Here is a 15,037-nt window from a genome sequence, read left to right as displayed (position 1 = left end):
CAGTTGAGGGTTTCCCAGAATTGCAAATGTTTAATAATTTCCATATTTCCATTTTTTAGTAGGTTAAATTAGGTTAAAAGTTGAATCAAATTAGGTTAATAGTGGAATATAATATTTTTTATAAATAAAAATTTCTGTTGGACTTAAACAAGATAAAAAATGATTTTTTTGGTGTTTTATTTCATTGATTCTTAATGAGAACAATGTTTATATGGTTGTCTTTGATAACCTTAGTTATCATATAATTTTTATGGGCTTACAAGATATAAGTATAGAAAATAGTAGTTTTATTTAAAAATAGGAGGTATAAAATTTGCTTCTCTTAATCAGTCCAATAAATACTGAAGAAGCACTGGAAGCCGTAGAAGGTAGTGCTGATATAATTGATGTTAAAAATCCAAAAGAAGGTTCATTGGGTGCAAATTTTCCATGGGTAATAAAAAGTATCAGGGAGTTAACTCCTGAAGCGATGCACGTTAGTGCAACAATTGGAGACGTGCCTTACAAACCTGGAACAGTTTCTCTTGCAGCTGCGGGAGCTGTTGTTTCAGGAGCAGATTACATAAAAGTTGGGCTTTATGGAACAAAGAACTATGATGAAGCTCTTGAAGTTATGAAAAATGTTGTAAAATCTGTTAGGGAATTTGATCACGATGCGCTGGTTGTTGCATCTGGATATGCTGATGCCCACAGGGTTGGTGCGGTTGATCCAATGGAAATACCTCGGGTTGCTGCAGAATCCGGTGCAGATATTGCAATGGTGGATACTGCAGTTAAAGACGGTAAAACACTCTTTGACTTCATGGATAAAGATGCTCTAACCAAATTTACAGATGATACTCATAAATATGGCCTCAAAGTCGCCCTTGCAGGTTCTGTGAAAGCAGAACAGCTTGAAATGCTCTATGACATTGGCTGTGATATTGTTGGTATCAGGGGTGCAGCTTGTGTGGGTGGAGACCGTAATACAGGTAAGATTCACAGAAGTGCTGTAAGTAAATTGAAGAAAATGATAGAAAACTTTTAAAGGATTGAAATATAATATTTAAGAAAAATTTGCAAATATATCTTATGGGATAATTGTATACTCAAAATTTATCCTAAGATATTTTGTTTTCGATCATTTTTAAAAATAATCAACCTTTTTACAGGTTGGAGGTAACTATATGTTTTCAGAAAAATTAAAAAATGCCCCAAATGGTTATACATTCGACGATTTTTTAATGGTGCCTTCAGTATCTTCTGTTGAACCTAAGGATGTTGTAACAAAGACTCGTGTTTCAAAAAATCATTACATTAATATTCCAATTGTCAGCTCACCGATGGACACTGTGACAGAAGCAGAGATGGCCATAGCTCTGGCTCAAGAAGGTGGTTTAGGAATAATACACAGAAACATGACCATAAGCGAGCAAATTGGAGAGATAAATAAGGTTAAACTCTCCGGAGACCTTACAATAAGGGATGTTATAACAATCAGTCCAGAAGAATCCATAAAAGAAGCCCAGAATATAATGGATGAAGAGGAAATAAGCGGACTTCCTGTTGTGATGGATGGAATTGTAATTGGAATAATAAGTAGAAGGGACATAAAACCAATTTTAAATTCAGACTCTCAAAAGAAAGTAAGGGACATAATGACTGAAGAAGTTGTAACCATTGAAGAGTCAACCACGCCCGAAGAGGCACTGGATGTTGCGTATGAAAACAAGGTAGAAAGACTTCCAGTTGTTCAAAAGGGGAAAATAGTGGGTATAGTTACCATGCGGGACATACTTGAGCGTAAAAAATTCCCAAATGCATCAAGAGACAAAAAGGGAAGGTTTTTGGTTGCAGCTGCAACAGGACCCTTCGATCTGGAACGTGCAATAGCACTTGATGAAGCAGGAGCGGATATAATCTCAATAGACTGTGCACACGCTCATAAACCTGAAATTGTTGAGTTTGCAAAGACCATGAAGGAAAATATAGATGCAGATTTGCTCATGGGTAACATAGCAACCAAAGAAGCAGCAGAAGACCTCATGGCTGCAGAAGTAGATGGATTTAAGGTAGGAATAGGTCCGGGATCCATTTGTACAACCCGGATAATAGCCGGAGTGGGAGTCCCACAGCTCACCGCCATATCTGATGTTGCAGATGTTGCAAAAGACTACGATGTTCCTGTAATAGGAGACGGCGGTTTAAGATACTCTGGTGATGTTGCAAAGGCTATAGCTGTTGGTGCTGATGCTGTAATGCTTGGAAGTTTGCTTGCTGGAACCCATGAATCTCCTGGGGATGTTGTTATAATGAACGGCCGTAAATTCAAACAATACAGAGGAATGGGATCCCTTGGAGCCATGACTGGTGGAGTAGGTGCAGGAACAGACAGATACTTCCAGGATGTTAAAGGACCAATGAAACATGCTAAACTTGTGCCTGAAGGGGTTGAAGGAGTTGTACCCTACAAAGGACCTGTAAATGAGGTTTTATTCCAGCTGATTGGTGGTCTTAAAGCTTCGATGGGTTACTGCGGTGCAAATAATATTAAAGAAATGCAGGAAAAAGCCAAGTTCGTTCGGATCACAGCAGGAGGTATGGCAGAAAGCCACCCCCACGATATAACAATAACAAACGAAAGCCCTAACTATCCAACAACAAGGCTTATCTAAGCCAAAAAGAGAAATATTTGAATATTCGTTTATATTAAATATTTTCCCGGGTTTTTCTATTTTTTTTAGTATGGATTAGAATCCATGGAACTCTTGAATTTATATTAATACGAGTTTCATTATAATATGAGTTCATTAAATGTTGAGTTGTTTTTTTGAAATTTTAAAATCAAATAATTAAGTATTAAAACGAAAAAATGTAGTTCATTTTTTTAATTAAATGTATTTATGAATTTAATTATTGGTTTTAAATTTAAAATTAAGTTTAAATATTTTTGATGCGTTATAGAGAAATTTAACGAACTTAAGTTTCTAATATAATATTTATGTAATTCATGGTTATTTCTAGTTTATTGATAGCTTAATGTATATCTCCTTAAAGTGTCAGGCAAGAAAAATGATGGCCAAATGTTGAATATAATGAAAAATATAGTCAAATTATATCGTAATGATCCTTTTTTAAGTAAAAGAATTCATTTTTTACATAAAAAAAGAAATGAATTAATTCATGAAGGCAAGAAGAAAGTAATAAGGTTGCTATGGAACATATGGTTGAAGATTTTAATAAAAATTTTGGGAAAAATAATGGGGATGAGTGATGAATATGGCTACTACTGTTCAAAGTGGATTTAATGAATTTCATAAGAAACTTACCCCAACTTTAAAAGAATCTGAGGCTGCTAAAAATCATAGGAATTCTATAAAGAGCGCTCTTGAAAGTAAATATGGAATTTGGAATTTTTTTAGAACAGGTTCTTTTGGTAATGGAACAAGTATAAGAGGATATAGTGATGTTGATTATTTTGCAAATATACCCCCATCTAAAATGAATACTAACTCCACATATGCTTTAAGAGAAGTTAGAGAGGTATTGAATAATCGTTTTCCTCAAACTGGAGTTTCTGTTAGAACTCCTGGAGTTTTAGTTCCTTTTGGAACAGATGCATCTGAATCTACCGAGGTTATCCCTACAACTTCACTTTTTGATGATAATGATAACTTAATTTATAAAATTGCTGACGGATCTGGAGGTTGGATGCTTTCTAACCCTAGAAAACATATTGAATATGTAAATGAGATCAATTCAAAAGGTAATGGAAAAGTTAAGCCACTTATTAGATTTATAAAGGCTTGGAAATATTATCAAAATGTTCCTATTTCTTCTTTCTATCTAGAAATGCGTGTGGCTAAATATGCATCTTCGAATTTTCCCATAATTTACTCGTGGGATATAAGGAATATATTTAAATCACTGCTAGATACAAAATTATCTTCTATGCAGGACCCTCAGGGTATATGTGGTTATATAGAACCTTGCTCAACTGAAAAAAAGAAGGAAGAATCTCTTTCAAAGTTATCTACAGCTTATAGTCGCGCTAAAAATGCTAAAGATGCGGAAGATAATGATAAAATTATGGATGCATTTTCTTGGTGGCATCTTTTATTCAACTATGAATTTCCACATTATGGCTAATCAAGATTTATTAAAAAATAGAAAAAATGACTATTTAAAAAGCAAATTCACCAATTATATTAGCTAGACCAACTAAAATAGTAGTTAAAACCATTATTTTTAGTTATTTTTGTGGTTTCATGACGTAAAACAGGATATAATAAATAAGAAGTTACAGCAATAACAATTATGCCGATTATAATATTAATCAATCATCTTCACTTTCCTGCCTGCATATTCGCTCAAAACTGCTTTTAAATAAACTCATAAACTCTTATTTTACTCTAGTTATTTATCCAGTTCCTCTTTAATGAGCAATATATTAAACAATTAGTAATGCTGCTTAATTTTCGCTGATCTTGGTCTGTTCAACTACTTCAAGTCCATAAAAACCAAAAAATATTAAACAGCTTAAAAAATAAAATTCATCACTTAAATTCGCAAAAACATCTAAAAAAATTTAACATTATAAAAAAACACAGAAAACCTAAAAAAATAAAATTACAGTGCCTAAAACTACAAAAATCCATCCAAAAACAGAAATCGCTCCGTGCAATTCATATCTTGCCATCTATATTTAAAAAACATTCTGGATCTCATACACTTTTTCGAGATGGCTATTTAGAAGATTACTCTTGTAGAATCTCACGATTCATCCTGTTGTTAACTGATTTTCCTAAAAACTATACATCCATTTATATTGTTCTATTTTTAATATAAGATTCTATAAATTGTTTTTTAAACAATACTTCGTTATGAGCGGTTTAACGAACTTATATATTGATAGGAATATACTTTCTGGAAATATAATGAAGATAATGATAATATTAAAAACATAGTTTTGAAAAATACAACGGAAGATATTTGTAAAAATCCAGCTACAACACTTTATAATAAACTCTTACCATCCACATAAATTCCGTTTAGAGTCTCTATGGATTATTTCTTTTTCCATTTTTTCTTTTTTTATTGGACCAGAATGAAATATGGGCCTAGGAATAAATATTTGTCTTAATTCACAAGTTTCATCATCTGCAGGTGGAATAAAATCTAGAGGCTCTCCTGCTTTTCTTATAGAGTTACCTACATCAAATTGAGTTTCATAAGTACTTTCAAAATACTGCCCTAAATTATTCCGATAATATATATAAACTCTTAAAATTGAATGAGGATAAGGATATTTTCTTGGATTGTTTTCAATCCTATGAATATTGAGACGAGAATTTTCACGTTTATCATCAAATAAATGAGCGATACAAGTGTTTCCAAAAGTAGGATTATGCTGGTTTTCTTCTAATACTTCTTCCCCTGGACGGATAAATGGAATTGAAGATGGTTCAAATCTAGCAGGAATAATTTTTTCTCCATTTATATTTGTATATTGATACTCTATCTCAGCATCAACTAAAACTTCAATTGCTGGGGCATTCCCGACATTTGTTAAGTTTAATCCAATATCCATATTTCGACGTGATGGGCCAAATACAGTGCTAATTCCCATATTTCCAAGTTTAATACCAACTACAGGATTACTAACTAAATTAGATTGACGAATACTTGTATCCATAATTTTTTTAGTAAAATAAACATAGATTCCCGTTACTACAACAAGTATAATACTTGATATAAATGATAATAATCCACTATAAGCTTGTAACCAATCCAATATATTCACTTAAATCCCTCAACACACTTGAAAATAATATGATATAATTCAATTTCCACCAATATACGGCTTAAATTGTAAATCAACTTGTTCAATTGATACATCACTTACTCTAGTTATAATCACCTTTTGAATAGTTAAGCTTTGTTCTTCAAATATTAGTATAAAAAACATCAGTTTAAATGGTTCTGACGTGACTAAACTAATTATTCCTATATCATGTGGCGAAAAATGATTAGGATAAATAATATCAGGGCCATAATGGTCAGATTTACTTGGTTTTGAGGTAAAAATTTTTTTATTTTTATATGCTTGGATTTCGTCGAAAATTTCAAACTCTTCCAGAATTTCTTTGTGAGGAGATATATCATGTCCAAAATAGAGAATATCAGTCTCATTAGTACTTAATTCTTGATCACTACAGCATATAAAAACAGTATGTACATTTCTACCTGGTTAAAACCATTATTTCTATAACTAAAATTCTTTAAGTCCTCCATTTCTTAATACCAATTATGCATATCTTCATATATGAATGTTTCGGATTATATAATGGTTTTATAAAGAAAACGACATTTTCCGACATTTTCCAGCATTTTCCGACATTGTCAAACGTAAAAATATATAGTAAAATAATTTAAGGCTAAATATAGATTATTCGTACAATTCAAGTCAAATTAAGAAAAAGTGGTTGTAAATTTTGTAAGTTGTCCCAATGTTTTTGGAGTCTAAGTTTTTGATGTCATTTTAATTTATTTGCTGTTTATTTTTCTTTCAACTTAGTGAAAGGCTTGTTTTTCCATTGAATAAAAGGGAATGGTTTTTAATATTCCTTTAAAAAAAGCTGTTTTTTAGTTAATAAAATTTAAATATTGTATACACTAAATTAATAGTATTGGAGGAGTATGAGTAGTTATATTTGGATCGAAGCATTGTCCAATATTTTGGGGTTTATGATATATTGTATTAAAAAAATCTATAGAATAATATAATATGTATCTTGTACTCAGGGAACTTCGTAAGATCTAGAGAACCAGAATTAGTTGATTAAAAGTTTGAGATCAAATATATCCTCAAATTGAGATGAAAAACCATGAAATCTTGTATAATACTCTGTGGTGGTCTGAGTCAGAGGATGGGAAAAGATAAAGGATCAATGCTCATTCAAGGCAAACCAATGGTGCTACATGTCCTTGAAGCTGTCGAAAATGTTGTAGATGAAGTTGTGCTTGTTTTAAGGGATGAAAAGCAGATTGATGCATATAAAAAGATTTTAAAATCCTTTGAAATTGATCTAAATTCCGACCTAAAATCAAATTTTAAAATAGACCTTAAAATTTGTACAGATATTATAAAGGATCAGGGGCCACTTGTGGGCATATTAACAGGTCTTTCACTTATAAAATCAGATGAAGCCCTTGTTTTACCTTGTGATTCTCCATTTGTTTCAAAATCATTTGTTTTGAAGATTTTCAGTTTTTATGATGAAGATAAAGGTGAAGATGGAAGTAGATTTGATGCTGTTGTTCCAAGATGGCCTGACGGTCGTGTAGAACCATTACATTCCATTTATAAAAAAGATAACAAAGAAAAGATTGAAAAAATCCTTAAAGATGATTTGAGGAATGTTAAATCTTTAATTGAGATGATAAATGTTAAATTCGTTGCTGTTGAGTCTCTTGATAAAACTGGTAGGAGTTTTCAGAATATGAACAGGATGGATGATGTTAAGAAGGATGAATAATATTTGAGTTATTGGATGAGAACTAGTTTTTAAGTTTTAATTAGTATTTGAATTAGTTTTAATAGTATTTGAATTATTTTATTAGTTTTAATATCATTATGGTTCCTATTATCTGTCAATTATTTTTCAGTTCTTTTCTTATCTACTTTCTTATCCCTTCTTTTAATCTGAATATCCTAATTTTCTCTCCTTTTCAGTTCTCATAAATAAATCTTTTGAATTTTTTTGAATAGTAAATAATAAAATAGTAATGGAGCAACATTAAATTAGATTTATGTCCATACAAGATTTTTTTGGTATTGGCTAAGGGGTTATGGATTGTAATGGAAATAATAATATAAAAAGAATTTTAAAGGAAGATAATATGGTTACAATTAAAACAGCCACAGCTGAAGATGCATGGAAAATGATCGTAAAGCAAGTTATGAAAAATGGGATTCAACTGGAAGATGAACGGGATTCTGTCACAAAAGAGCTTTTAAATGTTGTTGTAATAGTTGAAGAACCTTCAATTTCAAAACCGCCTGAAGGCTATTTCTGGACTGGTGAAAAGCTTAAACGGTATAAAAAACAGTTTTTAGACCCTGATGGTCAGGGGTTTGCATATACCTATGGTAACCGGCTGAGGGAACATTTTGGATTCAAGGTTGGTAAAAACATTTATCGTGTTAAAACTGACCAGATTGAGGCTGTTATAAAACGTTTAAGGGAGAATAAAACGACAAGAAGAGCAACTATGACAGCATTTGACCCTTCTATTGACCATTATCAGGATGAAATTCCGTGCATGATTCTTGTTGACTTTAAGATAAGAAAAAATAAGCTTTATACCACAGCACTCTGGAGAAGTCAGGATATATATGGAGCATGGATTCCTAACTTTTTTGGGCTTAGTGGGCTTGCAGATCACGTTGCAGGTGCTGTTAAAGTGACTTTAGGGCCAATTACAATCCATTCCATCAGTGCACACATCTACGAAAATAATTTTAAGGATGCTTCCAAGTTTTGAGCGTTTAATTTAAAGCAATAATTAAACAATTAGATTAAGGTTTAAAAAGAATAAATAGAATGTATTCTATGTTTAAGGAGTGTTATTATCCTTTAAGGCTTCTTATATCCATTTAACAGTATCTTTTTTTGTATTAGTTTTTTTTGCAACATAAAAAAATAAGGAATTAAAATACCAAATTGAATATCCCAAATAATATCAAGATCAATTGAATATGAAAAACAATCAGGATATCAAAGATGACCCTAGTTAGACAATATTAAGGTGAAAGGAGATTCTTAAGGCCAATTATTTTATTGGATTTGATATGATCTATCGAATTAAAAATTCGCATTCACTGTAATCTGTTCCACTTCTCGATCCAATTTCAACAATTCCAGGACTTCGACCCATTTCAAGGAGGAACTTGTTCACAGTTTCTATCATATCAATGTAGTTTTTTTTGCCTATTTTGCAACCATCTACAACAGTGTATTCTGGCATTTCTCCATTCAACTTTTCAAACTTAATTACCTTGTCAACCATTTTTCTATACTGCTCGAGAGTTAACCTCTCCATTAAATCAACCACACTAGTTTTTGGATTATATGGTAATACTTGCATAAATATCTTATGAAATGTTTCTGGTTTCGCTAAATTTAGTTCGATCTTGGATCTCAACTATCTTGGATCTCAACTTTTGCATCAGGGTCAAATGGATTTGTCCTCAGCGCAAGGGAGAATAGATAAGGATAGTTGTTCATTAAATGTTCCATGTACTGCAACCACTCGTAGATTAATAAATTGTATGCCCTTTCTGTATCTAAGTTAAGGTGTTTATAATCTGATTCAGGTAGTTTGGTCATATCTTCTCGGTTTTCCAGTTCCTCTGTAAGATGGAAAACAGCCCTTAAAAGTTCTGTGAATGTTTCGTGTTCTAAAAGGTTTGGATTTTCAAGAAGAGCAAGTAAAAATTTTCTTTTATTGATAAGAAAACTTTGGGTATTCTTTAAGAATGATATTGAATTGGGATCCGTTCCTTCAATATCGAGCTTGTAGTTGTAATCGTTTATAAATTTTTCAGCTTCAAGGAAATCTTTTTGGGACCAGTTATCTTTTATTATAAGGCTTTTTTTTATTTCTCCAGATCTGGAGTCAAATTCAGAAATATCCTTCAATAAATCTGTTCCAACTTCGCTGAAAAAAGCCCCTATCACCATGTTGAGCTTTTCAAGCATTATATTTTTCTCTCTTTCACCTATGGCTGCTTCTATAACCATTACAACCAATAGAACCTCGATAGGTACAAATGCAATGTCAATGCTGATGTAAAAAAACAAATCATGTGTATCATGGAAAATTAAAAAGTTGGTTGCGTAAAGAATTGCAGATGCTAAAACCAGTAATAAGCCTATACGAACTCTCCATCCACGAAATTTCATAAATTCCTTTACCTCTTACTTTTTTTAAAAAACAAAAAAATTTAACACAATTTGTCTGTTTAAAGCAATGGATAATTGTTTAGATATATGGTATTTAAAATTTAGCTTTAAAATATAAAAAATTAATAATTTATCTAATTTTAATTAATCAAATTTGTCTTAATTACTTTATTTATTAATTTAATCCTCTATTTACTCTTCTATTTGATTTTATCCGCTATTTAATCATTTAATTTTATCCTCTAAACTTTCGTAGCGGAAATAATTGTGATTGGATTGTTTGCAATCATCATAGTACCCCTTTTTGTAATTTTACCCTTTGAAATGGAAACCTCAACAACGTCAGGGATCATATCAAGACTTTGTAAAGTTTTAACAGCTTCTGCACGAGTTTCAAGGAGTATGGATGTTACAATGATTCTGCCACCATCTTTGAGTTTTTTATATCCTTTTTTTATTATTGATGATAGTTCTCCGTTGCTTCCACCCACCATAAGGACATTTAAATCAGGAATTTCATCCATGACCTCAAGGGCATCCCCTTCCAGAAGATTGGCTTTGATCAGGAGTCCATGTTTTTTAAGGTTTTTTTCGGTGACTTCAAGGGCATCTGGATTTCTATCAATAGAATAAACTTCTTTAGCTTTTCTTGCAAATTCAACGGTTATCCCACCGGTTCCACACCCTATATCTGCAACTACATCCCCTTTTAATATCTTTGATTTGCACATAACAATGCATCTGACTTCTTCCTTTGTTGGACCTGGAACTTCAGGAGTTTTTATAAATTCTCGATCAGGTATCATGGTTTCTCTCCGTGCCATCGTTTGAAAAGGTCGTTATCTATTCCCAGGACATCGAGGATTTTGCCTGTGATGAAATCAATCATCTCATCAATGTTTTCTGGTTTGTTATAAAATGCCGGCATTGCAGGGAGTATTATACCTCCTTCTCTAGCTATTTTAAGCATGTTTTCAAGGTGTACGGCTCTTAAAGGAGTTTCTCTTGGTACCAGTACAAGTTTTCTATGTTCTTTAAGTGCAACATCAGCTGTCCTTGTCACTGCATTGTTCGCATAACCGTTCGCTATTGCTGCTATTGTTTTCATGGTGGACGGAACAATTACCATGGATTTGAATCTGCACGATCCACTGTTTATAGATGCTGTAAGATCACCGGGTTGGTAATATTCAGATGCAAGTCCCTTAATTTGATCTTCTTCAATTCCCAATTCATATTTAAGAATTATCTTTGCAGGGTCTGTTACAACAAGAGCTGTTTCCTCTCCAATTTCAGATAAGACTTCAAGAAGTCTTACTCCATAAGCAACGCCACTTGCACCTGTAATTGCAATCACTATCATTTCATCACGCCATTTTTATCTTTAATAATTAGCTTATATTAATTATTACTGTAATGATAATTAAATTTAATCTTAAATTCAATCTCAGATAACTAAATTAAATGAATATTTGATATTCATTAATTCAATCCGTAACCGATCTATCAATCAATCTAATCTTTAATCAATATTTTTAATCAGGTATTTCAATGTAATCTTCAAATTGGAATCCTGCTGTTTTGTTTGCATATTCCTTTGGAATGTAAATACACAGATCAGCATGGTTGAATCGTGCATCTCTTAAAGCACGCACTATTGTGGATATATCTCCAAGTTTGACTATATCATCTTCTACAGCCACTTGTGTTTTCATCTCATCAAAGGAGGGATATTCTGGAACATCCACCATAAGGTAACCTTCAGGGACATTCAGGTCTTCACATAACTCTGTTTCAATTCGTCTTATTTCTTCATCTCCTAACTTGAATACAGCATCAGGATTTTCCAGTTCGTCAAGTTTCAATGAAAAAACAGTTTTGAACAGATCTCTGTTGTCTAATTTTTGGATTATATCCTTTATATAACCTGTTTGAGCCCTTGCTGCTACGATTATGTCTAAATCATCGTACTCATAAATTCTTTCAGCTTCTACTTCCCCAGTTTCTAAAAGATTTTTAAAGCACCTTCTGAACATAGAGTTGATGATCCGTGTGGTATGGTGTTGATAAACACTGGGATACATGAAATATCTTGCAAGGAGCATGGATTCTGCGGCCTGAACACCCTTTTGTTTGAGAACCAGGTTTCCATCAAGTTTCATGTTGTAAATAAGCCTTTCAACATCGATAACTCCGTATGCAACTCCCGTATAATAAGAATCCCTTAAAAGATAGTCCATTCTGTCAACGTCAAGCTCACCTGATATTGCTTGTCCAAGGGAACCTTTACCATTTATTGTTTTTATTATTTCATGGATATTGAATTTTTCAGATAGTATATCTGATAGTTGGGATTCCTTTATTAATTTAGATGTGAGTTCCTCATGTGATGTACCGAGAACTCCTTCTGATACATGAGAAAAGGGACCGTGACCTGCATCGTGGAGTATTGCACAAACACGTAGCATCTGTTTTTTATGGTCGTCAAGTTGCAGGTTATTTGCAAGTCTAGATGATAGGTACATTGCTCCGATGGAATGTTCGAATCGAGTATGATTCGCACCAGGATACACAAGATAAGTAAAACCTAACTGTTTTATACGTCTCAACCTTTGTATTTGAGGCGTGTCAACTATTTTAACCTCAAAATCATCTAATTGAAGATTTCCATGGAGACTATCCCTTATAAATTTCAAAATTACCCCCCAGACATTATTATATTAGTACCACCATCTGTATGTTCTTCTTTTTTAAAATCAAGTTCATATTTGACTCTTTCTACAACATCGTTCAGTGCGCTGCGGGTTTCCTGTCTATGGGCTCCTGCAACCACAGCAAGGAAGAGTGGATCAGCTGGCTGGAATTCACCGATATAATGTACAACCGCTATTTCAATCACGCCATACTTGTTTTTTATATCATTTATAATTTCTTTAAGCTCGCCTTCAGTTTTTTCAATGTCCGGAGTGGTGAGGTCCATTTTCACAGTGTTTTTATCAGTTTCTGTTCCCCTTACAATACCCTCAAAGGAAAATATTGCACCGCACTCTGCTATTTGTGGATTTTTTTTAACCTGATCCATGAGCTGGTTAATTGTGATAGTTTCTTCACCTTTTTTTAAGATCCTGGCAATCATATTGTTTTCCCCATCTTTATATGATAGTTGTTCAATCTTTAGTTATATGATACTTATTCAATCTTCATATGAACTTAATTTTACATGAACTTTAATTATTTATTTACTATGTTAATCTATTACATATGTTAATCTAATTATCCACTAATTTTCTTATTTATCCATTAATTCTCATTCATTTCCTTTTTTGATAAATGTTTAAGCCTATTAACTCCATCTATCTCTTCTATAACTTTAACAACACATTTTGGAACTAAAGATTCCCAATCTTCATCTGCAAGCATTCTTCTCCTGACTTCGGTTCCAGAGTATGATTCACGGTTAAATGGTGGGGGAGATGTGACTTCATATCCTCCTTCAATAAAGAGCCTCTGTACAAGGGAGTTTCCTGAGTAAACGTGTTTAAATGGTGGTGTTAACATCTTTACATGGGCGATCCAGATGGAGTTGCACTCAACATCCTGTATGGGAATGATGTAATAATGTGAGGGAGAAATTCCATTTTCACTGAGGGCTTTGGTGAGCATCATAACCCTTTCACCTGCTGTAAATGGGTCTCTAAGTGTGTGACTTAGTTGAGCACTTCCAATTCCTATTATAACTTCGTCAACATCTTCTAAAATCCTTTTTATAACTTCTATATGGCCTTTGTGAACTGGCTGCATCCTTCCAACAAGTAAACCCCTCGTACTTCTCATTAGATCACCTAAATCTTCTTACTGTTAAATTTAATTTTCATTACACTTTAATTATTCATTTTAATGTTTCAATTCATTAATTAATTTACATTAACAAATTTATTCTTAGATCCTTGAATTATATCTAAAAACCCTTAATTAGTTTTATTTATTTTTTGCAATCTTTAATGACAAAAGAACAGTAATCGTCACCAGTTGCATAACATTTGACCTCGTTAACTGCCTGTTCATCCTGGAAATGGGCTGAAAAAATTGTTTTAAGTATTCCTGAATCAAATGCACATGCAGGTCTTCCAAGGTATGGCAGGCCCTGACACTCAAAACAGTCGTAAACATTAACTGTTAATGGTTCGAGGTTTCCAACTTCAACGTGTCCCAGCTCATGGGTTTCCCAAAATTTTGCAATGTTTCCCACAAATTTATCCATATCTGAATCAGCTAATTCTTTATAAATAGCTTCACCCACTTTTTCTCCGGCTTCATAAAGTATGGGGTCAATATTTATGCCCTGTTTGAGGAGTGAAACCCTAATGGTTTGGAATATCATCCTGAAAAATTCAAATGGATTACCATTGCTTTCTACGTAACTTGAAACGTATTTGTCTATGCCGTCTTTCAACATTTTTTTACTGGATAATTTGCCTAGATATTCTGATTTGATGAAGAATATCTTTTTACGCGCATCATCAGGGTCCTGTTTTGAACCTATTATTCCCTCTTTTGCCATTTTTTTGAGGTGTACCGATACTGTTGATTTGGCTTTGCCAGATAATTCTGCTATCTTGTCAAAACTCAATTCTCCTTCCCTGAGTAGGGATAATATTTTTACCCTTACAGGACTGTCAATTGCATATACACTATCAGGTGTGGCAAATAATTCTATTCTCATATCTTGATGAGGGTCTTCGGGGTTCATATTATTCATTGTGTTCCTCTTTATCTGTATTTTGGGATAAAATTAATATTTATAACTTATTTTATTATTTAATTTCTTTACAATTACTTGATTTATTTTTTATTTATTGTTCTTTTATTTTTTATTTATTTTATTTGTTTTCCACTTATTTTTGGTCAACCTATCTTCTAAAACCATATCTCTTTTATCTTCCTGAAAATAGTATGGTATCTATTATAAATATTATTATAAAATATTAAATATTAAACAGAAACGTTCATTTTGAGATAATTATCTTTTTTTCCTAAAATGTTCAACATAATAATTCTTTTATTATTCTATTTAAAACCTGATAAAAAAA

General features: G+C 32.5%; 14 protein-coding genes. 5 read left to right on the top strand and 9 right to left on the bottom strand.

Features of this window, described 5'->3' with window-relative positions:
* Positions 1 to 313 precede the first annotated feature (313 nt).
* From MSWAN_RS06285 to MSWAN_RS06270, 3 genes are all read left to right on the top strand, one after another.
* Positions 314 to 1,027: a (5-formylfuran-3-yl)methyl phosphate synthase gene (locus MSWAN_RS06285; protein ID WP_013825783.1), complete on the top strand. Its 714-nt coding sequence runs from the start codon at positions 314 to 316 to the stop codon at positions 1,025 to 1,027.
* Positions 1,028 to 1,166: 139 nt separating this feature from the next.
* Complete coding sequence (gene guaB, locus MSWAN_RS06280) at positions 1,167 to 2,654, top strand: IMP dehydrogenase (RefSeq protein WP_013825782.1); 1,488 nt, start codon at positions 1,167 to 1,169, stop codon at positions 2,652 to 2,654.
* 598 nt (positions 2,655 to 3,252) lie between these two features.
* A complete protein-coding gene (locus MSWAN_RS06270) occupies positions 3,253 to 4,128 on the top strand; it encodes a nucleotidyltransferase domain-containing protein (RefSeq protein ID WP_227716949.1) in 876 nt (291 codons plus the stop codon).
* Positions 4,129 to 5,008: 880 nt separating this feature from the next.
* Here MSWAN_RS06270 and MSWAN_RS06265 read toward each other — a convergent pair.
* Entirely contained in the window at positions 5,009 to 5,782 is a 774-nt protein-coding gene (locus MSWAN_RS06265; protein WP_013825780.1) for a hypothetical protein, read from the bottom strand.
* A 1,084-nt stretch (positions 5,783 to 6,866) separates the two neighbouring features.
* Between MSWAN_RS06265 and MSWAN_RS06260 the strand changes: the two genes are divergently transcribed.
* Together MSWAN_RS06260 and MSWAN_RS06255 are read left to right on the top strand one after the other, a co-directional pair.
* Positions 6,867 to 7,517 (top strand): molybdenum cofactor guanylyltransferase, encoded by a 651-nt coding sequence (locus MSWAN_RS06260; RefSeq protein WP_013825779.1) that lies wholly within the window; start codon positions 6,867 to 6,869, stop codon positions 7,515 to 7,517.
* A gap of 364 nt (positions 7,518 to 7,881) precedes the next feature.
* Positions 7,882 to 8,526, top strand: coding sequence for a thymidylate synthase (locus tag MSWAN_RS06255; RefSeq protein ID WP_013825778.1), 645 nt, complete (start codon positions 7,882 to 7,884; stop codon positions 8,524 to 8,526).
* Positions 8,527 to 8,838: 312 nt separating this feature from the next.
* Here MSWAN_RS06255 and MSWAN_RS06250 read toward each other — a convergent pair whose 3' ends face one another.
* The 8 genes from MSWAN_RS06250 to MSWAN_RS06215 all read right to left on the bottom strand — a co-directional run bounded on the left by MSWAN_RS06250 (position 8,839) and on the right by MSWAN_RS06215 (position 14,706).
* A complete protein-coding gene (locus tag MSWAN_RS06250; RefSeq protein WP_048187964.1) occupies positions 8,839 to 9,084 on the bottom strand; it encodes a pseudomurein-binding protein in 246 nt (81 codons plus the stop codon).
* A gap of 98 nt (positions 9,085 to 9,182) precedes the next feature.
* Complete coding sequence (locus MSWAN_RS06245) at positions 9,183 to 9,947, bottom strand: hypothetical protein (protein WP_013825776.1); 765 nt, start codon at positions 9,945 to 9,947, stop codon at positions 9,183 to 9,185.
* A gap of 242 nt (positions 9,948 to 10,189) precedes the next feature.
* A complete protein-coding gene (cbiT, locus tag MSWAN_RS06240; protein ID WP_013825775.1) occupies positions 10,190 to 10,753 on the bottom strand; it encodes a precorrin-6Y C5,15-methyltransferase (decarboxylating) subunit CbiT in 564 nt (187 codons plus the stop codon).
* The gene (locus MSWAN_RS06235) at positions 10,750 to 11,310 is read right to left on the bottom strand and encodes a UbiX family flavin prenyltransferase (RefSeq protein WP_013825774.1); all 561 of its coding nucleotides are present in this window, start codon (positions 11,308 to 11,310) and stop codon (positions 10,750 to 10,752) included. Before MSWAN_RS06235 ends, cbiT begins: the two co-directional genes overlap by 4 nt.
* A gap of 172 nt (positions 11,311 to 11,482) precedes the next feature.
* The gene (locus tag MSWAN_RS06230; RefSeq protein WP_013825773.1) at positions 11,483 to 12,643 is read right to left on the bottom strand and encodes an HD domain-containing protein; all 1,161 of its coding nucleotides are present in this window, start codon (positions 12,641 to 12,643) and stop codon (positions 11,483 to 11,485) included.
* 2 nt (positions 12,644 to 12,645) lie between these two features.
* Positions 12,646 to 13,083, bottom strand: a complete 438-nt coding sequence (locus tag MSWAN_RS06225; protein WP_013825772.1) for a molybdenum cofactor biosynthesis protein MoaE — start codon at positions 13,081 to 13,083, stop codon at positions 12,646 to 12,648.
* Positions 13,084 to 13,247: 164 nt separating this feature from the next.
* Complete coding sequence (locus tag MSWAN_RS06220) at positions 13,248 to 13,781, bottom strand: nicotinamide-nucleotide adenylyltransferase (RefSeq protein ID WP_013825771.1); 534 nt, start codon at positions 13,779 to 13,781, stop codon at positions 13,248 to 13,250.
* 148 nt (positions 13,782 to 13,929) lie between these two features.
* Positions 13,930 to 14,706: a V4R domain-containing protein gene (locus MSWAN_RS06215; protein ID WP_013825770.1), complete on the bottom strand. Its 777-nt coding sequence runs from the start codon at positions 14,704 to 14,706 to the stop codon at positions 13,930 to 13,932.
* Positions 14,707 to 15,037: the final 331 nt, after the last annotated feature.

This window comes from Methanobacterium paludis (genome assembly GCF_000214725.1).
Classification (GTDB): Archaea; Methanobacteriota; Methanobacteria; order Methanobacteriales; family Methanobacteriaceae; genus Methanobacterium_C; species Methanobacterium_C paludis.
This window is presented reverse-complemented; position numbering and strand designations above follow the sequence as displayed.